Origin of the sequence: Roseateles agri (genome assembly GCF_034043675.1) — a bacterium.
Taxonomy (GTDB): domain Bacteria; phylum Pseudomonadota; class Gammaproteobacteria; order Burkholderiales; family Burkholderiaceae_C; genus KK5.
This window is the reverse complement of record NZ_JAXCLA010000003.1, coordinates 570029-589318: the sequence shown is the minus strand read 5'-3', so window position 1 is coordinate 589318 and position 19290 is coordinate 570029. Positions and strand designations below refer to the sequence as shown.

Below are 19290 nucleotides of genomic sequence, written 5' to 3'. Positions count from 1 at the left end.
GTCTGGCAGACACAGGGGTGATTCGGTCTGGTGTCAGCGGAGGGCCCATTCAGGCCGTCAGCGCCACCTTCATGCGTTCCAAGCGGGCCTTGACGGAGGTGTCCAGCACCTCGTCGCCAACCACCACGCGAATGCCGCCGATCAGCGAGGGCTCCAGCGACACATGGGCTTCGAGCTTGCGACCGAAGCGCTTCTCCAGCGAACCGAGCACGTCGGCCAGCTGGGCGTCGTCGATCGGGAAGGCGCTGAAGATCTGTGCATCGGCCACGCCGTCTGCCGCGTTGGCCAGAGCATGGAATTGCCCGACCATTGCCGGCAGCGCCGCGAGCTTGCCGTTGGCGACCACTTCGCGAACGAAGTTCTGCACGCCAGCGGCGAGAGGCAGCTTGGCAGCGGCAGCGATGACCTCGAAGACCTGCTCGGCCGACACCTTGGGGTTGTCGGCGAACTGGCGCAACTCGGCGTCGCCGGCCACCAGGGCCAGCACGTCGAGTTGCTGAGCCCAGGCCTTGACGTCCTGCGTCTTCGCCACTTCGTAGAGCGCTTCGGCGTAGGGACGGGCAATGGTTGCGAGCTCAGCCATGCTTACAGCTCCGTCTTCAGGCGGGCCAGCAGATCTGCGTGCACGGAGGCGTTGACCTCCTTGTGCAGGATCTGCTCGGCACCCTTGACGGCCAGCGCGGCGACCTGCTCGCGCAGGACTTCGCGGGCACGGGTGACCTGCTGGTCGGCTTCGGCCTTCGCAGCGGCCACGATCTTGGCGCCTTCTTCTTCGGCACGCTTCTTCGCTTCTTCCACGATCTGCGCGGCACGCTTTTCAGCGTCGCCCAGCAGCTTGGTGGTTTCGCCGGCAGCTTGCGCGAGTTGCTCGCCCACGGCCTTGTTGGCGTTGGCCAGCTCGGCCTTCGCCTTGTCGGCAGCGGCCAGGCCGTCAGCGATCTTCTGCGCGCGCTCGTCCAGCGCCTTCGTGATCGGAGGCCAGACGAAACGCATGGTGAACCACACCAGGATCAGGAAGACGATCGCCTGGAGGATTAGTGTTGCGTTGATATTCACGGCACGAGCCCTTTCAAGTCGTGAAAGGTTCGGGGGGGATTAGTGAACAGCAGCGGCCAGCGTGGCGGCGAACGGGTTGGCGAAAGCGAACAGCAGGGCGATAGCGACGCCGATCAGGAAGGCCGCGTCGATCAGACCGGCCAGAATGAACATCTTGGTCTGCAGTTCGTTCATCAGCTCGGGCTGGCGAGCGGAAGACTCCAGGAACTTGCCGCCCATCAGTGCGATACCGATGGATGCGCCGATGGCGCCCAGACCAACGATGATGCCGCAAGCCAGAGCAACGAGACCGAGGATGTGTTCCATGATTGTTTCCTAAGAGTAGTAATGAAAAGAAAAAGGGAAAAACGAAGGGAGAGAAAAACCAGCGATCAGTGCGCGTCGTGCGCCTGGCCGATGTAGATCAGCGTCAGCATCATGAAGATGAAGGCTTGCAGCGTGATCACGAGAATGTGGAACAGGGTCCACACCGTGCCGGCGATGACGTGGCCGGCGGCCAGGCCAATGCCTGCAGCAGAGAACGAGACCGCACCACCCATCAGCGCGATCAGCATGAAGACCAGTTCACCGGCGAACATATTGCCGAACAACCGCATGCCGTGAGAGACCGTCTTGGCGACGAACTCGATCATCTGCATCAGGAAGTTGAACGGCCACAGCGCCGGGTGCGCGCCGAAGGGCGCCGAGATCAGTTCGTGGCCCCAGCCACCGAGACCCTTGATCTTGATGTTGTAGAAGAAGCACATCAGCAGGACGCTGACGGACAGGCCCAGCGTCGTGGACAGGTCGGCCGTCGGCACGACGCGCATGTAGGCGTGATGGGCCTCGCCGCCGAAGGACGGATAGACCTGACCCCAGGCTGCGGGCAACAGGTCGACCGGCAACATGTCCATCGCATTCATCAGGAAGATCCAGACGAACACGGTCAGGGCCAGCGGCGACACCAGCTTGCGGCTGCCGACGTTGTGGATCACGCCCTTGGCCTGGTTCTCGACCATTTCGGACAGGATCTCGACGGCGGCCTGGAAGCGGCCCGGCACGCCCGGCGTGGCCTTGCGCGCAGCGCGCCACAGCAGGAAGCAGCCGACGACGCCCAGGATGACCGAATAGATCACCGAGTCGAAGTTGAACAGGCTGAAGTCGACGATCGTCGACTGCTTGACGTTCTCGAACGAGAAGTTCTTCTGGAAGTGTTGCAGGTGGTGGGTGATGTACTCACCCGCGCTGGGCGCGTGTTCCTCGGCAGCCATCGTCAGTGTCCGTCTTCTCGTTTCTTCAAGCGACCCCGCCAGAGCAGGGCCAACCAATTGACCTTCAAACACCCGATCAGCGTCACCAGCAGGGCTGGCCAACTCAGCTCAGGCATCCATTTCACGACCGCGCCCAGCAGGGCGACGGCCAGCATGATCTTGATCAGCTCCCAGATCATGAAACCCAGCGCCGCGGCACTGGCCACTCCTCTGAAGAGCCGGGCGACTCCCCACGCCATCAAGGCATTCGGAATCACCACCACGGCCGCGCCACTGAGTGCCGACAGCCATGCTTTGCTGCCCGCCCCGGCGAAACACCACCAGAGCAAGGCAATCGCCACACCCATCACCGCTTGCGCGGCGACCACCCGTCCGGGCGATACCGTGGGGTGCCTGGCCCGCAAGGCCTGAGCCTCATCGGGCGTCAGGGGCTTGAAAGCCTGGGGTTCGGCCTCATCCTCATCTTCCCAGCAGGCCCAGCGCTCGTTTTTGTCAAGCTCGCCCGCCGACGGGGCAGGTGCTTGCCCGTTCGCGGCAGGATGGGTCATGTCGGGTCAAAGGGAATCGGCAAAACCCAACGATTATATGTGGAAACCCGATGTTTCCGGCCTCGACGTTTACAGGCGCGCAACGTGCGCCCGCATTCCGGGCGTTTCGACCTTGACTTTCAGCACGCATCCGGCCCAGGGCTGCGCGGCCAATTCTTCGGCCGGGCGCTTCTCGCGCGTGGTCGTGATGAACAGCGTCTTCAGGTCCGCGCCGCCAAAGGTGGGCATCGTCGGGCAACGCACGGGCAGCCTCAGTTCGCGATCGATGCGGCCATCCGGCGCTAAACGCAGCAGGCGCTGGCCCTCGAACATCGCAATCCAATAGAAGCCTTCCGCGTCGATGGCCGCGCCATCGGGCCGGCCGCCGTAGTCATCGAGTGACTGGCCGGCAGCACGCTGCGGGAAGGACGCGAACAGCTCACGCTCCCCGATGGTGCCGCTCGCCCCATCGAAGGGCAGACGGTAGATCTCGTGCGCCTTGGTGTCGGCCCAGTACATCGTGCGCTGGTCCGGGCTCCAGGCGAGACCGTTGGAGTTGGTGATGCCAGCGGCCATCGCGTCGAAACCGCCGTTGGCATACCGGTATAACCTGGCCTCAGGGGCGCGGGCATCGTCGATCGTGCCGATCCAGTAGCGGCCCTGCGCATCGGGCTTGCCGTCGTTGAAGCGCTGCTTCGTGCTGTCGAACGGTGCCGAGGCGACCTGCGTGTGCGCACCGCTCGCGGTGTCCAGCCGCCACAGACCGTTGCGCTGCGCGACGGCCAGCACGCCGTCACCGACCAGCGCGATCGAGCTCGGTTCGCTGTCCAGTTGCCAGCGCTTCAAAGCACCACTGGCCGGATCAAGACGCAGCACCTGCTTCTCGGCGATGTCCACGTAGTACAGGCACTGCTCGTCGGCGCTCCACAGCGGCGACTCGCCCAGGGTGGCCGGCTCGGGGCCGGCAAGTTCGATCGAATACATGGGCGCGGATGCTAGCAACGCGGCCTTCATGAACCGCACGCCGGGCAGGAAGTTGTCGTTGTAGCGCGGGATCTCGGTGAAGCCCAGGCTCGCGTAGAGCTTGCGCGCGGCCGTCAGGTGGCTCAGCGAGTCGAGCAGCATCGAGGCGTAGCCAGCCCTTTGCGCTCGCTCGATCAATTCGGTCACGATGCGCCGGCCCAGCCCGAAATGGCGGAAGGCCGGGCGTACATAGACGCGCTTCATCTCGCAAGCGCCCGGGTACTCCGGCAGTTCGCAGGGCCGGAAGGCACCGCAGGCAGCCACCACACCGTCGACGAGGGCCAATAGCAAGACGCCGCGGGGCGCCACATATTCGCCCGGCAGCGCCAACATCTCCTCGTCAAAGCCCTGGAAGCTCAAGTCCACGCCGAGGCTCAGCACATACTCGCGAATGATCGCGCGGGCCTCGTCCAGTTCGGACGCGGTACTAGGAATGAGGATCGAGATCTGTTCAGCCATTGCCCAGGCTCACCAATAGATAGACCGCCACCGCGCACGCCGCCAGCAGGGCGAGCGCGAACACGCGGGTGGCCCAAGAGTCGCGAGTGGCCACCACCTCGCCCGCGAAGCGCTTGTCACCGCTGAACATGGCCGTCACGAGCTTGTCACCCTTGCGCACCGCGTAGAAGACGATCGCGCCGATGTGCAGCGCGATCAGTGCGTAGAGGCCCCATTGGCCGGCGCCGGCATGCCAGCCGGTCGCCAGCGAGCTAAGCTTGCCCGAGACGAAGCGCACCAGCGGGCCGGTCGTCGCGATCTCGTCATCCGCCACCAGGCCCGTGGCCACCTGCACCAGCAGCCACAGCAGCATCAGCAGCACCGACAAGGCCCCCAGCGGGTTGTGGCCCGCATGCTCGCCGGCCTGCAGCTCGCCGCGCAGGTAGCGCTTCAGCGTGACGGGCCCGCGCACGAAGCTGGAGAAGCGCGACCAGCGCCCGCCGACGAGGCCCCACAGGATGCGGAAAGCCAGCAGCGCCAGCACCGTGTAGCCGCAACGCATGTGCCATTCCATCGCATTGCCGCCGAGCTTCGCGCTAACCACCGAAATGCACACGCAGAGCACCAAGGCCCAGTGAAACAGCCGCGTCGGCAGGTCCCAGATCCGCACGCTCTTCATCGCGCACCTCCTCCTGTCCTGTGACGATAACGCAGCACTACACTCGTCGCGCCAGTCATCCTCAGCAAAGGAAAACCAGCATGAAGCTTCCCGTGTTCGCCCTGGCCCTGACGCTCGGTCTCAGCGCCCCCTTCTTCGCCCACGCGCAGTTCCAGAAGCCCGAGGACGCGATCAAGTACCGCCAGGCGGCCTTCACGCTGATGGGCACGCACTTCGGCCGCATCGCCGGCATGGCCCAGGGCAAGATCCCGTTCGACGCCAAGATCGCGCAGGCCAATGCCGATGTGCTGGCCACGGTCGTCAACCTGCCCTACACGGCCTTCGGCGAAGGCACCGATCTGGGCGACACCAAGGCCAAGCCGGCGATCTGGAAGGAGATGCCGAAGTTCAAGGAACTGGCCGAGAAGATGCAGACGGAAGTCGGCAAGCTTCAAGCGGCGACGAAGACCGGCAACCTCGATCAAATCAAGATCGCCGTCGGTGACGTGGGCAAGAGCTGCAAGGCCTGCCACGACAACTATCGAGAGAAGTGAGCCCCTCGATCAGTCTTGCCGCGCTGAACGCGGGCAAGTCTGATCGGTCCCCCGAGGGGACGACGATGCTTGCGGCGTCGAGCCGCAAACATCGTCATGTGGGCCGGCTTGGGGCGGCCCGGCGCTCGGCCCGAATGCGTCAAGCTCCGCCGTTGAGGCCGAAGCGCACGAAGCCGGGCCGCTCGCTCAGGCGCTCGACGTAGCGGTCGATCGCCGGCAGGTCCGGCCGGTCGGGCAAGGGCGCGGCGCGCCAGCGGTGCGCCGACAGGCCCAGCAGCACGTCGGCCAGGGTGAACTGCTCGCCCGCGACGTAGGCGCCGGTGGCCTCCAGCCGCTGCGCCAGGATGCCGATGTGCTTGTGCCAGCCGGCGATGCCCGTGGCCAGCAACGTCGGATCCTGATGCGCGGGGCTTTGCCGCACCAGGCTCAGGAATGCATAGCGCCACGAGTTGTTCAGCTCGCCGGCCTGCCAGTCCATCCACTGCTCGACGCGGGCGCGCTGCTGCGGCTCGGCCGGCAGCAGATCCCAGCGCTGCTCGCGATTCACCAGGTAGCGGCAGATCGTGTTCGATTCCCACAGCGCGAACTCGCCGTCGATCAGCACCGGCACCAGCGCGTTCGGATTGATCGCGCGGAACGCCGGCGAGGCCAGGTCGGGTTGCTCCTCGCGTTCGAGGTCCAGGCCCAGTTCCACGGCGGTCCACAGCACCTTGCGGACATTGATCGACGGCGACTTGCCGATGAGCTTGATCTTCATGTTGCGAACCCCAGGACAACGCGCCGGGTCATGGCGCTTTTCTTCTCGATCTTGGTCACGACCACCTGACCGATCTCGCTCGTGTTGGACACATGCGTGCCGCCGCAGGGCTGTAAATCGACACCCTCGATCTTCAGCAGGCGCACTCGGCCCGTGCCGCGCGGCGGCTGCACGCTCATGCTGCGCACCAGGCCCGGATTCGCGTCGAGATCCGCATCGCTGATCCAGTCGTGGCCGACCGGATGAGCCTCGGCCACCAGCCGCGCAATGCCAGCCGTCAACGCTTCCTTGTCCAGCGGCTCGTTCATGTGGAAATCCAGCCGCGCGTAGCCGGCGGTGATCGAGCAGCCGTCCACCGGATGCGGCACCAGCGCGCAGAGCAGATGCGTGGCGGTGTGGAAACGCATGTGGGCGAAGCGGCGCTGCCAATCGATCCGCGCCCTCAGCGCAAGGCCTGGCACCAGGCCGTCGAGCGATTGGTCCGGCGCAGGGATGTGCAGGATCTCGCCGCCCTCGCCCTTCTTCGTGTCCGCGATCGCGATCACGCGCCCGTCGGCGAAAACCAGCTCGCCCGCATCGCCGGCCTGGCCGCCACCCTGCGGGTAGAACACCGTGCGATCCAGCAGCAGGCCGCGTTCGTCGGCGCGCAGCAGCGTCGCCGTGCACTCGCGCAGCGTCGCGTCTTCGCGGAACAGGTCTTCGGTGGCCTGGGTCGTCATGTGCCAGCTCGCTCGGATGTGGACTGCAGATACAGGCCCGGGCGGACGATCTCCATGCCGCGATCCGGCGCCGCCAGCGGCGTGAAACCGAACTTCGCATAGAGCCCGTGCGCATCCCGCGTGACCAGCGAGAAGCGGCGCAGGCCCTGCAGATCGGGATGGGCCACGACACGCTCCATCAGCCGGCGGCCGAGGCCTTCGCCACGCCGCGACTCGATCACGAAGACATCGCAGAGGTAGGCAAAGGTCGCGCGATCGCTGACGACGCGCGCATAGGCCGCCAGTTCGCCGGACTCAGCATCGTGCAGCAGGAAATTCAGCGAGCCGCGCATCGCCCGGGCCAGGGTCTCGCGCGGAATGCCTTCGCACCAATAGCTGCGCACGAGCACCGCATGCACGGCCGAAAGATCCGCCTCGTTCCAGTCCTCTGCGAAGCGGAGTGCGCTCACAGCCGCACCTGGCCGTGGACCAGCGGATGGACGTCGCCGCCGATCCAGGTGTCGTCGCCATCACGCAGCACGTGGATGCGCCCCGCGCGATTCAGCGCCGCACCCTGGGCCGCCGTGTAGCGCGCGCCAGCAAGGCCGGTCGATTGCAGCCACTGGGCGACGCTCGCGTTGAGGCTGCCGGTAACCGGGTCTTCGTAGGGCTGGCTCGTGCTGCCGGCGGTGCCGATGAGGGCGCGGATCTCGAAGTCGGTGTCCTCGCCGTCACGCTGCGGACCGACGACGCCGAGCTGCAGTTCCTCGAGCTTCGACCAATCCGGATCGATCGCACGAACCGCCGCGCCGGAGGCCAGCATCACCGCGCACCAGCCGGGGCCGTTGTCCGCCCACTGATGCGCAACGATCTCGTCCTCGCGCACCCGCAGGATCGCGGCGATCCGCGCCAGCAGCGCCGCGTCGAGCGGACCGGTCCGCTTCAGCGGTGGCGCCGCGAAGGCAAGACGCGAACCGTCGCGACGGAGTCGCACGAGCCCGACGGCGCACTGCTGGACGACCTGCCCCGGCTTCTTCGCGTCGCCGCCGCTCGCCAGGAACGCATGGGCAGAGCCCAAGGTCGGGTGGCCGGCGAACGGCAGCTCGCGCTCGGGCGTGAAGATGCGGACGCGGTAGTCCGCGCCAGGGTCGGTCGGCGGCAGCAGGAAGCTGGTCTCGGACAGGTTGGTCCAGCACGCGAACGCGGCCATCTGCTCGTCGCTCAAGCCCGCACCGTCGATGACGACCGCGAGCGGGTTGCCCATCAGCGGCTCTCCGCCGAACACGTCGACCTGGACGAAACGACGCAGCTCACTCACGGCGCATGCTCCGGTGCCATTTCCAGCGCCTGCTTCAGCACCTTGCCGAGAATGGCCACGCCATCGGCGATCAGTTCCGGCGTCAGCGTGACGAACGAGAGCCGCAGGGTGCGCAGATCCGGCGCATGCGCGTAGAAGGCCGCGCCGGGCACGTAGGCGATGCCGGCCTCCACTGCTGTCTCCAGCATCGCCATCGCGTCGAAGCCCTCAGGCAGACGGATCCAGAAGAACATGCCGCCCTTGGGCTTCTGCCACACGCAGCCGGGCGGCAGGTGCTGCTCCAGCGCCGTGGCCATCGCGTCGCGGTTGGCCTTGTACTTCGCGCGGATCTTGGGCACGTGCTGCTCGAGGAAGCCGTTGCGGATCACCTCGTAGACGACGCGCTGATTGAAGCCCGGCGTGTGCAGGTCTGCCGCCTGCTTGGCTTGCAGCAGCTTCGGGTACAGCTCCTTGGGCGCGATGATGAAGCCGAGGCGGAAACCCGGCGTCAGCACCTTGGAGAAGGAGCCGAGGTAGATCGAGCCTTCGGGCCAGTAGGACGACAGCGCGGCCGGCGGCGCCTCGTCGAACCACAGGTCGCCGTAGGGGTTGTCTTCGACCACCGGCAGGCCGGCCTCGCGGGCGGCGGCCATCACGGCGGCGCGGCGCTCGGCGCCCATCACGCGGCCGGTCGGGTTCTGGTAGTTGGGCAGCAGGTACGCGAAGCGCGTGCCGGGCGAGACCTGCGGCAGCTTCTTGATCGCCTCGGGCAGCACGCCCTCTTCGTCGGTGGCCAGGCTCGCGAACAGCGGCTCATAGGGCGTGAAGGCCTGCAGCGCGCCGAGGTAGGTCGGCGTCTCCACGGCCACCGGCGCGCCCTGGTCGCACAGGATCTTGCCGACCAGGTCCAGCCCCTGCTGCGAGCCGGTCGTGATCAGTACCTGGTCGGCGCTGACCTTCATGCCCAGCGACTTGACCCGCTCGGCCACCCATTCGCGCAGCGGCGCGAAGCCCTCGCTGGCCGCGTACTGCAGCGCTTCCTTGGCGTTTTCGCTGAGCACCTTGTCGCAGGCTGCTTTCAGCGCCTCGACCGGGAAGGTGTCGGCCGAGGGCAGGCCGCCGGCCATGGAGAGCACGCCCGGCTTCTCGGTGACCTTGAGGATCTCGCGGATGATCGAAGGGTTCATACGCGCGGCACGGCGCGCCTGGGTCCAGGGGGAAGTCATGGCGATGGCTTTCTTCTCGGTTCGGGGAACAACAACAGCAGTAACAACAACTACAGATCCAGCATCCAGTCGACGGCGGCGCGTGCATGCAGCGCGGTGCCGTCGAACAGCGGCAGCGGGGCATCCGCGGGCCGCGACGGGTCCAGCAGCAGGCAGATCTCGGTGCAGCCGAGAATCACCGCCTGCGCGCCTTGCGCCGCGCCCAAGTCTCGCACCGCGCCGCGGAAAAATTCGCGCGAGGCATCCACGATGCGCCCGCGGCACAGTTCTTCATAGATCACGCGGTGCACCTCGGCGCGAGCCGCTTCGACCTCCGGCACGACCACCTCGATGCCGTGGCGCTCGCGCATGCGGCCGCGGTAGAAATCCTGCTCCATCGTGTAGCGGGTGGCCAGCAACCCGGCGCGCGTCACGCCGGCGGCCTTCAGCGCGGCGGCGGTGGCGTCGACGATGTGGATCAGCGGCAGGCCGGCGACACGCTCGATCTCGTCGGCGATCTTGTGCATCGTGTTCGTCGCCAGCAGCAGGCCCTGCGCGCCGGCGCGTTTCAGGCCGGCGCCGGCCTCGCCCAGCAGCTGCGCGGCGCGGTCCCAGTCGCCCGAGCGCTGCAGGGCCTCGATGTCGGCGAAATCCACGCTGCGCAGCAGCAGGTCGGCGCTGTGCAGGCCGCCGAGCCGGGCGGCCACGTCGCGGTTCAGCAACTGGTACACATGGGATGTCGATTCCCAGCTCATGCCGCCGAGGACGCCGAGACGCTTCATCGCAATTGCTCCACCGGCATGCGCTTGCCGATCCACACCACCGCGATCACGGCCAGCGCAAAGACCAGCGTCATCGCGTCGAGTTCCTCACCCAGCAGCGGCACGGCCAGCAGCATCGACAGGAAGGGCTGGATCACCTGCACCTGGCTCACCCGCACCATCCCGCCGATCGCCAGTCCGCGGTACCAGGCAAAGAAGCCGATCCACATCGAGAACAGCGAGACGTAGGCAAAGGCGCTCCAGGCCGCGAGGCTGACCTCATGCTGCGGCCGGTTCAGCAGCGCCAGCGGTGCCGTCAGCGGCAGGTACATCACCAGCACCCAGCAGATCACCTGCTCCGCGCTCATCTGCCGTGACAGGCCCGCGCCGCTGACGTAGCCGCCGGCCGCGCTGAACACGGCCAGCATCAACAGCCCATCCGCCGCCTGGAAGCCCGCCGCGCCGCGCCACCACGCGAAGGCCAGCACCAAGGCCAGGCCCAGCAGCGCACAGGCCCAGAAGCCGATCGACGGCCGCTGGCGCAGCACAAGCGCCGCCACTGCGGCCGTGGCCAGCGGCAGCACGCCGGAGATCACCGAAGCATGGACCGCATCGACCTCACGCACCGCCAGCGCCAGGAACAGCGGGAAGCCGAACACGACGCCCAGGCCGGTGAGGAACAGTCCCTGGGCCTGCTTGCGCGTGGGCCAGGGTGCGCCGGTAAAGCGCAGGTACAGCGCGGACAGGAGGCCCGCCACCGCGGCGCGGCCGGTGGTGATGAACAAGGGATCGAGCTGCGGCGAGTCGCCATGCCCGATCGCGAGCCGCGTCATCGGAATCGTCACCGCGAAGATGAACACGCCGATCGCGCCCAGCAGCATGCCGCGGCCGGGTTGCTCGGCGAGCACCATCTCAGCCACGGCGTTGCTCCATCAAGAGCCGCAAGGCGAGGCCGCCGAGCACCGAGCCCATCAGGTAACGCTGCGCCGCCAGCCAGGCCCGGTGGCGCAGCAGCCACTGAGACATCTGCGAGGCGAACAGGCAGACCAGCAGGTTCACGCCGGCGCCAATCGCGATCTGTGTGGTGCCGAGCAGCACGCTCTGCATCAGCACCGAACCCTGCTCGGGCACGATGAACTGCGGCAGCACGGAGAGATAGAAGATCGCCACCTTGGGATTCAGCACGCTGGTCAGCAGGCCCATCACGAACAGCTTGCGCGGCGATTCCTGCGGCAGCTCGCGCGCCTCGAAGGGCGAGCGCGCGCCGGGCCGCAGCGACTGCCAGGCCAGCCACAGCAGGTACAGCGCGCCGCCGAACTTCAGCACCTCATAGGCCAGCGGCACCGCCATGAACAGCGCCGTCAGGCCCAGCGCCGCGGACAGCATGTGGACGCTGAAGCCCAACACCACGCCCAGCCACGAGGTCACCGCCGCGCGCCGACCCTGGCACAGCGAGCGCGACAGCAGGTAGATCATGTTCGGGCCCGGCGTCAGCGCCATCAAGAGCGCAGCACCGGCAAACACCAGCAGGACGTGGAAGCTCATGGCCCCAGTATGCGGCCCAAGCCCAGTACAGAGCCAGTACACTTTCCCATACAAGCAAGCGATCTGTATTGGCATGAATACCAGCACATCGAGCCCGCTGTCCCGCGCTTCATCGACGCCGCTGGCCCAGCAGCTGGCACAGCGCTTTGCCGAGCGCATCGGCCAGCGCCTGCTGCTGCCGGGCACCCGGCTGCCCTCGGTGCGCGAGTGCGCCAAGCACCATGGCGTGAGCCCGTACACCGTCGTGGCGGCCTACGACCAGTTGCTCGCCCAGGGCCTGCTGGAGGCGCGCAAGCAGCGCGGCTTCTTCGTTCGCGAACCTGCCCTTGCGCAGAGCCGATCGGCGCCGACGCACTCGCTGCCCACCCGCGCCGCGGGTCGGCCGTTCGACGCAACGACGCTGATCCGCGGCATGTTCCAGGCCGAAGCCCGCACGGCGCCGGGCCTGGGCACGCTGCCGGCCGAATGGCTGGACCTGCCGATGATCCAGGGCGCGCTGCGCAAGGTCGTCGCGCAGAGCGAAGGCCCCGACCAGTTGGCCCTGCAGTACGGCGAGCCCGGCGGCGACGCGCGGCTGCGCATGGCGCTGGCGCGGCGCTTGGCGGACGTCGGCATCGCGGTTGCGCCGGAGCAGTTGCTCACCACCGTCGGCGCCACCCACGCGCTGGACCTGGTGACGCGCGGCCTGCTGCAGCCGGGCGACGCGGTGCTGGTGGACGATCCCGGCTGGGCCATCGAGTACGCGCGGCTGACGCAGGCCGGCATGCGGCTGCTGCCGGTGCCGCGCGGCGCGGACGGGCCGGACCTGGCCGTGATGCAGCGCCTGGTCGAGCAGCACCGGCCGCGCATGTACGTCACCGTCTCGGTGCTGCACAACCCGACCGGCCACACGCTGAACCTCGCGCAGGCGCACCAGATCCTGAAGCTCGCCGAAACGGGTGATTTCATGATCGTCGAGGACGACACCTACGCCTTCCTCGCGCCGAACCACGCGCCGCGGCTCTCCGCGCTGGACGGGTTGCGCCGCACGATCTACGTCTCCGGCTTCTCGAAGATCCTGACACCGGCGTGGCGCGTCGGCTATCTGGCCGCCAGCGCCGAGCGCATCAAGAAGCTGACCGACCTGAAGCTGCTGTCCACGCTCACCACCAGCCCGCTGCTGGAACGCGCCGTCGCGCTGTGCCTGGAACAGGGCCAGCTGCGCCGCCACGCCGAGCGCGTCGCCACGCGGCTCGATGCGGCACGGCTGCGCGCCGTCAAGCTGGCGCAGGGCGCGGGCTGCCACTTCGTCACGCCGCCGCAGGGCCTGTTCGGCTGGCTGGATGTCGGCGCCGACACCGAGCGCCTGGCGCAGCGCCTGCTCGACGCCGGCTGGCTCACCGCGCCGGGGCGGCTCTTCAGCGCCACGCGGCAGGCCGGCACGCTGATGCGGATCAACTTCGCGACGGCGCAGGATCCGAAATTCTGGGCGCTGCTGGCAAGCAGCGACGCGAAGTAGGATTCAGACATGAGCAAGAAGAACCCCCGCCCCCTGCCCGGCAACTCCCGCCTGCTGGCCATCAACCTGGCGCACGCGATGAGCAATCGCCGGCACTTGAAGGCGCAGGAATGGGCACTCGACGACGAGGCGGTGGCCTATGCCGTGCAGGACGGCCTGGTCGACATGTTCGGTTGGTACGAGGACGAGTACACACCGCAGTACTGGAAGTCTGGCGGCCCTTCCCGCGAGGCGCGCCTGACCCACGCGCCGCTGCCGCCCGAGCTGGTGCGGCAACTAGCCCATGCGCCGGACGGTGTCATCGACTTCTCGGAACTCGGGCTGACTGCACCAGTGGCTGAGGCCGAGATCGCGCTGCGCATCGGCCGCCCGGTGGCCCGCTGGGAGGCCGACACGATCACGCCGGCCGCCGCCGCCGCGCTGATCCATTCCTTCACCGTGTCGATCGAAATCGTCAGCTCGCGCTGGGAAGAAGGCTCCGACGCGCCGGCCCTGCTGCGCCTGGCAGACCTGCAGTCGAACGGCGCGCTGGCTCTGGGCGAATGGCTGCCCTGGCAGCCCGGCCGCGACTGGTCCACCCAGGCCTGCTCGCTGCGGGTCAACGACGAAGCGCCGCAGCACGCCACCGGCACACATCCGCTCGGCGACCCCGCCTGGGGGCTGGCAGCGTGGCTCAAGCACGTCACGCGACGCGGCGAAACGGTGCCCGCCGGCAGTGTGGTGACGACCGGCGCCTGGATCGTTCGCAAGGACCTGAAGGCGGGCGACCGCATCACCGTCGGCTTCGACGACATCGGCGCGGTCACCACCCAGCTCTGACCCCGGCTCAGCGGGCGTCCAGCGCCTCCCAGCGCTCCATCAGCCCCAGCAGCTCCTCGTCGATCGCACCGGCACGCTCGGTCACTTCGGCGATGCGGGCGGCGCCCTGGCCGTAGAGCTCGGTGCCTTCGAGCAAGGCGTTCAGGTGCTTCTGCTCGGTCTCCAGCGCGGCGATCTTCTGCGGGAGCTCATCCAGCTCGCGCTGTTCCTTGTAGCTGAGCTTCTTCTTGGCGGCGACCACCGGCGCTGGCGCCGGAGCCGGCGCGGTTGCCGTCTTGGCCGCGGCGGGTGCCGAGCCTGCCTTCGCCGCCAGCGCCGCCGCGCGGCGCGATTGCGTCAGCCAGTCCTCGACGCCGCCCTCGTACTCGCGCCAGCGGCCATCACCTTCGCTGACGATCGTGCTGGTGACGACGTTGTCGAGGAAGCGGCGGTCGTGGCTGACGAGGAAGACGGTGCCGTCGTACTCGTCCAGCAGTTCCTCCAGCAGCTCCAGGGTCTCGATGTCGAGGTCGTTGGTCGGCTCGTCCAGCACCAGCACGTTGGCCGGGCGTGCGAAGAGGCGCGCCAGCAGCAGGCGGTTGCGCTCGCCGCCCGAGAGCGTGCGCACCGGTGAATCGGCGCGCGCGGGCGAGAACAGGAAGTCGCCGAGGTAGCTCTTGACGTGCTTGCGCTGCGAGCCGATCTCGATCCACTCGCTGCCCGGGCTGATCGTGTCGGCCAAGGTGGCGTCGAGGTCCAGCGCATCGCGCATCTGGTCGAAGTAGGCCACCGTCATCTTCGTGCCCAGGCGCACCGTGCCGCTGTCGGGCGCCAGTTCGCCGAGGATCATCTTCAGCAAGGTCGTCTTGCCCGCGCCATTGGGGCCGACCAGGCCGACCTTGTCGCCGCGCAGGATGGTGCCGGTGAACTCGCGCACGATGGTGCGCTCGCCGTAGACCTTCGACACCTTCTCCAGCTCGGCGACGATCTTGCCGCTGGAACCGCCGGTGTCGATGTCCAGCCGCACCTTGCCCTGCACGTCGCGCCGCGCCGCATGGGCCTGGCGCATCGCCTCCAGACGCTGGATGCGCGCCACGCTGCGCGTGCGCCGGGCTTCCACGCCCTTGCGGATCCACACCTCTTCCTGCGCCAGCAGCTTGTCGAAGCGGGCATTGGCCAGCGCTTCGTTCTCCAGCTCGTACTGCTTGGCAGCCTGGAAGGCGGCGAAATTGCCGGGATAGCCGCGCAGCTGGCCGCGGTCCAGCTCGACGATGCGGTTGGCCACGTTGTCGAGGAAGGAGCGATCGTGGGTGATCAGCAGCAGCGAGCCCTTGAAATCGTTCAGCAGGCCTTCGAGCCAGGTGATCGCGTCCAGGTCCAGGTGGTTGGTCGGCTCGTCCAGCAGCAGCACGTCCGGCTGCGCGACCAGCGCGCGGGCCAGCGCCACGCGCTTCTTCAGCCCGCCGGACAGCGAGCCGATCACGCGGCTGCCGTCCAGGTCCAGCCGGTGCAGGGTCTCGTCGACGCGCTGCTCCCAGTTCCAGCCCGAGATGTGCTCGATGCGCTCCAGCACCCAGTCCAGATCGTCGTTCTCGTCATGCAGCTCGTAGCGCTCGCGCAGCGCCTTGGCCTCGGCCACACCCTCGCTGACGACGTCGAAGATCGTCGCCTCGGGCCGCAGCTCGGGTTCCTGCGGCACGTAGACGCTGGTCAGGCCCTGCTGGACCTGCAGCAGCCCGTCGTCGAGCTTCTCCATGCCGGCGAGGATCTTCAGCAGCGAGGACTTGCCGGTGCCGTTGCGGCCGATCAGGCCGACGCGTTCGCCCGTTTCGAGCGCGAAATTGGCAGCGTCGAGCAGCGCGACGTGACCGTAAGCGAGATGGGCATTGGTGAGGGAGAGGACAGCCATGCCCCGATTGTCCCCGAAGCCTCGTTACCATCCGGCCATGAAGAAAACGCTGCCCACACTCCTGCTCAGTTTCGCCGCCGTCGCCGCGCAAGCCGCGGGCACCGATGCCGAGCTGCTGCGCTGCCTGACGCTGGCGGATACCACCGCGCGCCTGGCCTGCTACGACACGCTGGCCACTTCGCTGCGCAACACCTCGGCGGCGCCGGCGGCCACGCCAGCCCCGGCTCCAGCAGCGGCCGACGCCGACTTCGGCCGCGTCTCGATGCCCAAGCCCAAGGCCGAGGACAACAAGCCCAGCGCAATGCAGAGCCGCATCGTCGGCACGCTTGCCGAGTGGCGGCGCGGCCAGTCGCTGACCCTGGCCAACGGCCAGGTCTGGGTGATCAACGACGAGCCGGCGAACTTCAAGCCGCTGCAGGACCCGGCCGTGACGATCACGCCGGGCATCCTGGGCAGCTACTTCATGAAGGTCGAGGGCATCAGCTTCCAGGTCAAGGTCAAGCGGGTGCAGTAAGCAGCGCATCCCGCAGCAGCGCCACGGCAGTGCCGGGCGCATCGGCCCAGCACAGCATCAGGCGGCGCGAGGCCCAGGCGTCCGACAGCGGGTGCATCCTCGCGGGCAGCCAGCGGAGTGCGGCCGCCTCCGGCATCACCGCCACGCCGACGCCCTCCTCCACCAGGCGCGCCACCGCGTCGAAGCTGCGTACGCCGATCCGCTGATGCAGCGGCCGGCCCTGGTCCAGCGCGCGGCGTTGCAGGAAGCGCGTCAGGCCGCTGTCCGGCGGTAGGCCGACGAAGGGGCGGTCGAGCAATTCCGCGAAGGACACTGCGCGCCGGCCGCGGCCGGACAGCAACGCCACCAGCCGGTCCGCCCGCCAGGGGCTGGCTTGCAGGCCAACCAGGTCCACGTGGTCGGACACGACGGCCAGATCCGCCTGCCCCTGGCGCAGCGCCTGCAGCAGCTCGACGCTGGCACCGTCCTTCAGCTCGATGTCGATGTCCGGATGCGCGGCCAGGAAGGGTCCCAGCAGCGGCGGCAGGTGCTCGCTGATGGCCGCGGTGTTCGCCAGCAGGCGCACGGTGGCGCTGAGGCCGCGCGCATGGGCGGCCATGTCGGCATGCAGCGCGGCGAGCTGCCGCTGCATCAGGCCGGCGTGGCGCAGCAAGGTGCGGCCGGCGTCGGTCAGCGCGGCACCGCGCTTGGAGCGGCTCAGCAGTTGCGAACCGCTGGCCTGCTCCAGCTTCTGCAGCCGTGCGCTGGCGGCGGCCAGCGACAGATGCATCGCCCGCGCGCCAGCAGTGATCGAGCCAGCCTCGGCAACGGCGGCGAACAGGCGCAGGTCGTAGGGGTCGATGCGGTGCAGCGCCACGAGTGGAGATCCTTCGGTTTCGGCGGAGGATAGCAACGGCCTTCGCCGATGGACAGCCCTGACGCCGCCAAGGACCATGCCGCCATGGATCACTCGCTGCTGCTGCTCTGCGCCGCCATCTTCCTGGCCGCCGGCCTGGTCAAGGGCCTCTCGGGCATGGGGCTGCCGACCCTGTCGATGGCACTGCTGGGCCTGACGGCGCTGTCGCCGGCCAAGGCTGCGGCGCTGATGGTGTTGCCCTCGCTGCTGACGAACATCGCCCAGTGCCTGGGCAGCAACTGGCGTGCGCTGTTGCGGCAGCTCTGGCCGATGTGGTGCGGCATGGTCGCCGCCACGCTGTGGAGCCCGCTGCCGGCACTGGGTTCAGGCGCCAGCGGCGCCGCCGCGCACGAGCTGCTGGGCGGGGTGCTCGTGGTCTACGGCATCTGGGGATTGGCGAAGCCGCGGCTGCCGGAGATGCGGCGCGGGCCGCGGCTGATCGGCGCGGCGGCCGGCCTGCTGTCGGGCCTGCTGGCCGCCGGCACCGGCGTGTTCGTGATGCCGATGGTGCCCTACCTGCAGGCGTTGCGGCTGGACAAGGCCGCCATGATGCAGGCGATGGGCATCAGCTTCACGCTGGGGATGCTGGCGCTGGCAGTGCGGCTGGGCAGCGGGCTGCCCGATGTGTCGGGCATCGAGGTGCTGGTGGCCGTGGTGGCCGCCTTCGCGGGTCTCGCGCTGGGCAACCGGCTGGTCGGGCGCCTCGGCGCAGCCACCTTTCAGCGCGTCCTCTACGCGGTGTTCCTGGCCCTTGGAGCGCTGATGCTGATCAACGGCTGAGGCCGCGCGCCGCCACCGGCCAGATCGCCTCGACGACGCCGCCGCGCAGGCACACCAGTTCGTCGTGCAGATTGAAGGTCGGGTCGCAGTGGCCCGGCACCAGCAGCACGCGCTCACCCAGCTGCGGCAGCGGCGCGCCGCCGCGCAGGTTGCCGTGCTCGTCGCTGATCACCGCGTACTCGACGCCCTGGCGGCCCCACACCCGCGGCAGGCCCGATTCCGCGGACATGGACTTCAGCCCCGCATCGACGATCGCCTGTCGCTCGTCCACGCGGCTCATCACCGAGGCCAGCACGAACAGGCTGTGCTCGAAGCGCAGCGCATCGCCGTACTCGTTGGCGCCGTAGTCCGCGTCCATGAAGGCAGAGGACCCCGGCTGGACCTCGTTGTAGATGCCGCCGGCCAGTTCGAACTCCACGCTGCCGCTGCCGCCGCCGGTGACGACCGGGCAGGCGATGCCGGCCGCCTGCAGCGCCGCGACCACGGCCGCGGTGCGGGCCGAAGCAGCCAGCGCGGCGGCGCGGCGTTCCTCGCGCGAGCGGATGTGCTGGACCCGGCCCTGATAGGCCTGCAAGCCCTTGAAGGCCAGCTGCTGCGGATGCGCTGAAATAACTTGCAAGATCGACAGCACCTCGGGCGCGCCGGCAACACCGCACCGGTCCTGCCCAACGTTGATCTCCACGAACACGTCCACCCGGCTGCCCTGCGCCGCGCAGGCCGCCGCCAGCTCGGCCACCTGGCCGGCATCGTCCACGCAGACGCTGAAGCGCCCCACCCGCGCCGCCTGCGCGAGCAGCGCCAGCTTGGCCGCGCCGACGACCTCGTTGCTGATGTGGATGTCCGTCACGCCGGCTTCGAGGAAGGGCAGCGCCTCGCTGACCTTCTGGCAGCAGATGCCCACCGCGCCGCGCGCGATCTGCGCCAGCGCGACCTGTGGCGTCTTGTGCGCCTTCGCATGCGGGCGCAGCGCGACGCCGGCGGCGCGGGCCTTGGCCTGCATCAGGTCGAGGTTGCGCTCGAAGGCGTCGAGGTCGAGGACCAGGGCCGGCGTGTCGATGCGTTCGAGCGGGTCGCCGACACGGGCGGCCGGCGGAAGGGTGGGGAAGGAATCGGTGCTCATGCCCCGC

General features: G+C 68.4%; 23 protein-coding genes. 5 read left to right on the top strand and 18 right to left on the bottom strand.

The window, feature by feature from the left end; all coding sequences use genetic code 11:
- Window positions 1–49: 49 nt before the first annotated feature.
- The 7 genes from SNE35_RS10895 to SNE35_RS10865 all read right to left on the bottom strand — a co-directional run bounded on the left by SNE35_RS10895 (window position 50) and on the right by SNE35_RS10865 (window position 4973).
- The gene (locus SNE35_RS10895) at window positions 50–583 is read right to left on the bottom strand and encodes a F0F1 ATP synthase subunit delta (protein ID WP_320422924.1); all 534 of its coding nucleotides are present in this window, start codon (window positions 581–583) and stop codon (window positions 50–52) included.
- 2 nt (window positions 584–585) lie between these two features.
- Window positions 586–1056, bottom strand: coding sequence for a F0F1 ATP synthase subunit B (locus SNE35_RS10890; protein WP_320422923.1), 471 nt, complete (start codon window positions 1054–1056; stop codon window positions 586–588).
- A gap of 39 nt (window positions 1057–1095) precedes the next feature.
- The gene (atpE, locus tag SNE35_RS10885) at window positions 1096–1362 is read right to left on the bottom strand and encodes a F0F1 ATP synthase subunit C (protein ID WP_077034426.1); all 267 of its coding nucleotides are present in this window, start codon (window positions 1360–1362) and stop codon (window positions 1096–1098) included.
- Between the two features lie 65 nt (window positions 1363–1427).
- Complete coding sequence (gene atpB / locus SNE35_RS10880; RefSeq protein ID WP_320422922.1) at window positions 1428–2306, bottom strand: F0F1 ATP synthase subunit A; 879 nt, start codon at window positions 2304–2306, stop codon at window positions 1428–1430.
- Between the two features lie 2 nt (window positions 2307–2308).
- Window positions 2309–2854, bottom strand: coding sequence for an ATP synthase subunit I (locus SNE35_RS10875; RefSeq protein WP_320422921.1), 546 nt, complete (start codon window positions 2852–2854; stop codon window positions 2309–2311).
- Window positions 2855–2923: 69 nt separating this feature from the next.
- Window positions 2924–4315 (bottom strand): GNAT family N-acetyltransferase, encoded by a 1392-nt coding sequence (locus SNE35_RS10870; RefSeq protein WP_320422920.1) that lies wholly within the window; start codon window positions 4313–4315, stop codon window positions 2924–2926.
- Complete coding sequence (locus SNE35_RS10865) at window positions 4308–4973, bottom strand: cytochrome b/b6 domain-containing protein (RefSeq protein ID WP_320422919.1); 666 nt, start codon at window positions 4971–4973, stop codon at window positions 4308–4310. Before SNE35_RS10865 ends, SNE35_RS10870 begins: the two co-directional genes overlap by 8 nt.
- Before the next feature lie 80 nt (window positions 4974–5053).
- On the opposite strand from SNE35_RS10865, the gene SNE35_RS10860 reads away from it, so the two are divergent.
- Window positions 5054–5506, top strand: coding sequence for a c-type cytochrome (locus SNE35_RS10860; RefSeq protein WP_320422918.1), 453 nt, complete (start codon window positions 5054–5056; stop codon window positions 5504–5506).
- Window positions 5507–5645: 139 nt separating this feature from the next.
- Here the strand turns inward: SNE35_RS10860 and SNE35_RS10855 are convergent, their stop codons facing one another.
- From SNE35_RS10855 to SNE35_RS10820, 8 genes are read right to left on the bottom strand one after another with little or no spacing between them, the layout of a single operon-like run.
- Window positions 5646–6263 carry a glutathione S-transferase family protein gene (locus tag SNE35_RS10855; protein WP_320422917.1) on the bottom strand — a complete coding sequence of 206 codons (618 nt, stop codon included), beginning with the start codon at window positions 6261–6263 and terminating at the stop codon, window positions 5646–5648.
- Window positions 6260–6982, bottom strand: a complete 723-nt coding sequence (locus SNE35_RS10850) for an alanyl-tRNA editing protein (protein ID WP_320422916.1) — start codon at window positions 6980–6982, stop codon at window positions 6260–6262. Before SNE35_RS10850 ends, SNE35_RS10855 begins: the two co-directional genes overlap by 4 nt.
- Window positions 6979–7431: a GNAT family N-acetyltransferase gene (locus SNE35_RS10845; protein WP_320422915.1), complete on the bottom strand. Its 453-nt coding sequence runs from the start codon at window positions 7429–7431 to the stop codon at window positions 6979–6981. The genes SNE35_RS10850 and SNE35_RS10845 overlap by 4 nt, the downstream gene beginning before the upstream one ends.
- Window positions 7428–8279: a PhzF family phenazine biosynthesis protein gene (locus SNE35_RS10840; RefSeq protein ID WP_320422914.1), complete on the bottom strand. Its 852-nt coding sequence runs from the start codon at window positions 8277–8279 to the stop codon at window positions 7428–7430. Before SNE35_RS10840 ends, SNE35_RS10845 begins: the two co-directional genes overlap by 4 nt.
- On the bottom strand, window positions 8276–9484 hold the full coding sequence (locus SNE35_RS10835; protein WP_320422913.1) for an aminotransferase-like domain-containing protein: 1209 nt from the start codon (window positions 9482–9484) through the stop codon (window positions 8276–8278). The genes SNE35_RS10840 and SNE35_RS10835 overlap by 4 nt, the downstream gene beginning before the upstream one ends.
- Before the next feature lie 50 nt (window positions 9485–9534).
- Complete coding sequence (locus tag SNE35_RS10830) at window positions 9535–10245, bottom strand: aspartate/glutamate racemase family protein (protein WP_320422912.1); 711 nt, start codon at window positions 10243–10245, stop codon at window positions 9535–9537.
- Entirely contained in the window at window positions 10242–11135 is an 894-nt protein-coding gene (locus SNE35_RS10825; RefSeq protein WP_320423155.1) for a DMT family transporter, read from the bottom strand. The genes SNE35_RS10830 and SNE35_RS10825 overlap by 4 nt, the downstream gene beginning before the upstream one ends.
- A gap of 1 nt (window position 11136) precedes the next feature.
- The gene (locus SNE35_RS10820) at window positions 11137–11769 is read right to left on the bottom strand and encodes a LysE family translocator (protein WP_320422911.1); all 633 of its coding nucleotides are present in this window, start codon (window positions 11767–11769) and stop codon (window positions 11137–11139) included.
- Window positions 11770–11842: 73 nt separating this feature from the next.
- On the opposite strand from SNE35_RS10820, the gene SNE35_RS10815 reads away from it, so the two are divergent.
- On the top strand, window positions 11843–13267 hold the full coding sequence (locus tag SNE35_RS10815) for an aminotransferase-like domain-containing protein (protein WP_320422910.1): 1425 nt from the start codon (window positions 11843–11845) through the stop codon (window positions 13265–13267).
- Between the two features lie 9 nt (window positions 13268–13276).
- A complete protein-coding gene (locus SNE35_RS10810) occupies window positions 13277–14086 on the top strand; it encodes a fumarylacetoacetate hydrolase family protein (protein WP_320422909.1) in 810 nt (269 codons plus the stop codon).
- A gap of 7 nt (window positions 14087–14093) precedes the next feature.
- Here SNE35_RS10810 and SNE35_RS10805 read toward each other — a convergent pair whose 3' ends face one another.
- Entirely contained in the window at window positions 14094–15974 is a 1881-nt protein-coding gene (locus tag SNE35_RS10805; RefSeq protein ID WP_320422908.1) for an ATP-binding cassette domain-containing protein, read from the bottom strand.
- A 37-nt stretch (window positions 15975–16011) separates the two neighbouring features.
- Between SNE35_RS10805 and SNE35_RS10800 the strand changes: the two genes are divergently transcribed.
- Window positions 16012–16488 (top strand): hypothetical protein, encoded by a 477-nt coding sequence (locus SNE35_RS10800; RefSeq protein WP_320422907.1) that lies wholly within the window; start codon window positions 16012–16014, stop codon window positions 16486–16488.
- Here SNE35_RS10800 and SNE35_RS10795 read toward each other — a convergent pair.
- Entirely contained in the window at window positions 16472–17344 is an 873-nt protein-coding gene (locus SNE35_RS10795; RefSeq protein ID WP_320422906.1) for a LysR substrate-binding domain-containing protein, read from the bottom strand. The two genes, SNE35_RS10800 and SNE35_RS10795, sit on opposite strands and share 17 nt — an antisense overlap.
- Before the next feature lie 48 nt (window positions 17345–17392).
- Between SNE35_RS10795 and SNE35_RS10790 the strand changes: the two genes are divergently transcribed.
- A complete protein-coding gene (locus tag SNE35_RS10790; RefSeq protein WP_320422905.1) occupies window positions 17393–18163 on the top strand; it encodes a sulfite exporter TauE/SafE family protein in 771 nt (256 codons plus the stop codon).
- On the opposite strand, the gene SNE35_RS10785 is transcribed toward SNE35_RS10790, so the two are convergent.
- Entirely contained in the window at window positions 18153–19283 is a 1131-nt protein-coding gene (locus SNE35_RS10785) for a DSD1 family PLP-dependent enzyme (RefSeq protein WP_320422904.1), read from the bottom strand. The two genes, SNE35_RS10790 and SNE35_RS10785, sit on opposite strands and share 11 nt — an antisense overlap.
- Window positions 19284–19290 lie beyond the last annotated feature (7 nt).

What these genes read in the sequence shown, in the direction of transcription:
- SNE35_RS10805 (WP_320422908.1), bottom strand. Translation starts at nt 15,974, where the DNA reads ATGGCTGTCCTCTCCCTCACCAATGCCCATCTCGCTTACGGTCACGTC.
- SNE35_RS10830 (WP_320422912.1), bottom strand. Translation starts at nt 10,245, where the DNA reads ATGAAGCGTCTCGGCGTCCTCGGCGGCATGAGCTGGGAATCGACATCC.
- SNE35_RS10860 (WP_320422918.1), top strand. Translation starts at nt 5,054, where the DNA reads ATGAAGCTTCCCGTGTTCGCCCTGGCCCTGACGCTCGGTCTCAGCGCC.
- SNE35_RS10850 (WP_320422916.1), bottom strand. Translation starts at nt 6,982, where the DNA reads ATGACGACCCAGGCCACCGAAGACCTGTTCCGCGAAGACGCGACGCTG.
- SNE35_RS10815 (WP_320422910.1), top strand. Translation starts at nt 11,843, where the DNA reads ATGAATACCAGCACATCGAGCCCGCTGTCCCGCGCTTCATCGACGCCG.
- SNE35_RS10865 (WP_320422919.1), bottom strand. Translation starts at nt 4,973, where the DNA reads ATGAAGAGCGTGCGGATCTGGGACCTGCCGACGCGGCTGTTTCACTGG.
- SNE35_RS10810 (WP_320422909.1), top strand. Translation starts at nt 13,277, where the DNA reads ATGAGCAAGAAGAACCCCCGCCCCCTGCCCGGCAACTCCCGCCTGCTG.
- atpE (WP_077034426.1), bottom strand. Translation starts at nt 1,362, where the DNA reads ATGGAACACATCCTCGGTCTCGTTGCTCTGGCTTGCGGCATCATCGTT.
- SNE35_RS10870 (WP_320422920.1), bottom strand. Translation starts at nt 4,315, where the DNA reads ATGGCTGAACAGATCTCGATCCTCATTCCTAGTACCGCGTCCGAACTG.
- SNE35_RS10835 (WP_320422913.1), bottom strand. Translation starts at nt 9,484, where the DNA reads ATGACTTCCCCCTGGACCCAGGCGCGCCGTGCCGCGCGTATGAACCCT.
- SNE35_RS10895 (WP_320422924.1), bottom strand. Translation starts at nt 583, where the DNA reads ATGGCTGAGCTCGCAACCATTGCCCGTCCCTACGCCGAAGCGCTCTAC.
- SNE35_RS10855 (WP_320422917.1), bottom strand. Translation starts at nt 6,263, where the DNA reads ATGAAGATCAAGCTCATCGGCAAGTCGCCGTCGATCAATGTCCGCAAG.
- SNE35_RS10790 (WP_320422905.1), top strand. Translation starts at nt 17,393, where the DNA reads ATGGACAGCCCTGACGCCGCCAAGGACCATGCCGCCATGGATCACTCG.
- SNE35_RS10820 (WP_320422911.1), bottom strand. Translation starts at nt 11,769, where the DNA reads ATGAGCTTCCACGTCCTGCTGGTGTTTGCCGGTGCTGCGCTCTTGATG.
- SNE35_RS10800 (WP_320422907.1), top strand. Translation starts at nt 16,012, where the DNA reads ATGAAGAAAACGCTGCCCACACTCCTGCTCAGTTTCGCCGCCGTCGCC.
- SNE35_RS10785 (WP_320422904.1), bottom strand. Translation starts at nt 19,283, where the DNA reads ATGAGCACCGATTCCTTCCCCACCCTTCCGCCGGCCGCCCGTGTCGGC.
- SNE35_RS10875 (WP_320422921.1), bottom strand. Translation starts at nt 2,854, where the DNA reads ATGACCCATCCTGCCGCGAACGGGCAAGCACCTGCCCCGTCGGCGGGC.
- atpB (WP_320422922.1), bottom strand. Translation starts at nt 2,306, where the DNA reads ATGGCTGCCGAGGAACACGCGCCCAGCGCGGGTGAGTACATCACCCAC.
- SNE35_RS10825 (WP_320423155.1), bottom strand. Translation starts at nt 11,135, where the DNA reads ATGGTGCTCGCCGAGCAACCCGGCCGCGGCATGCTGCTGGGCGCGATC.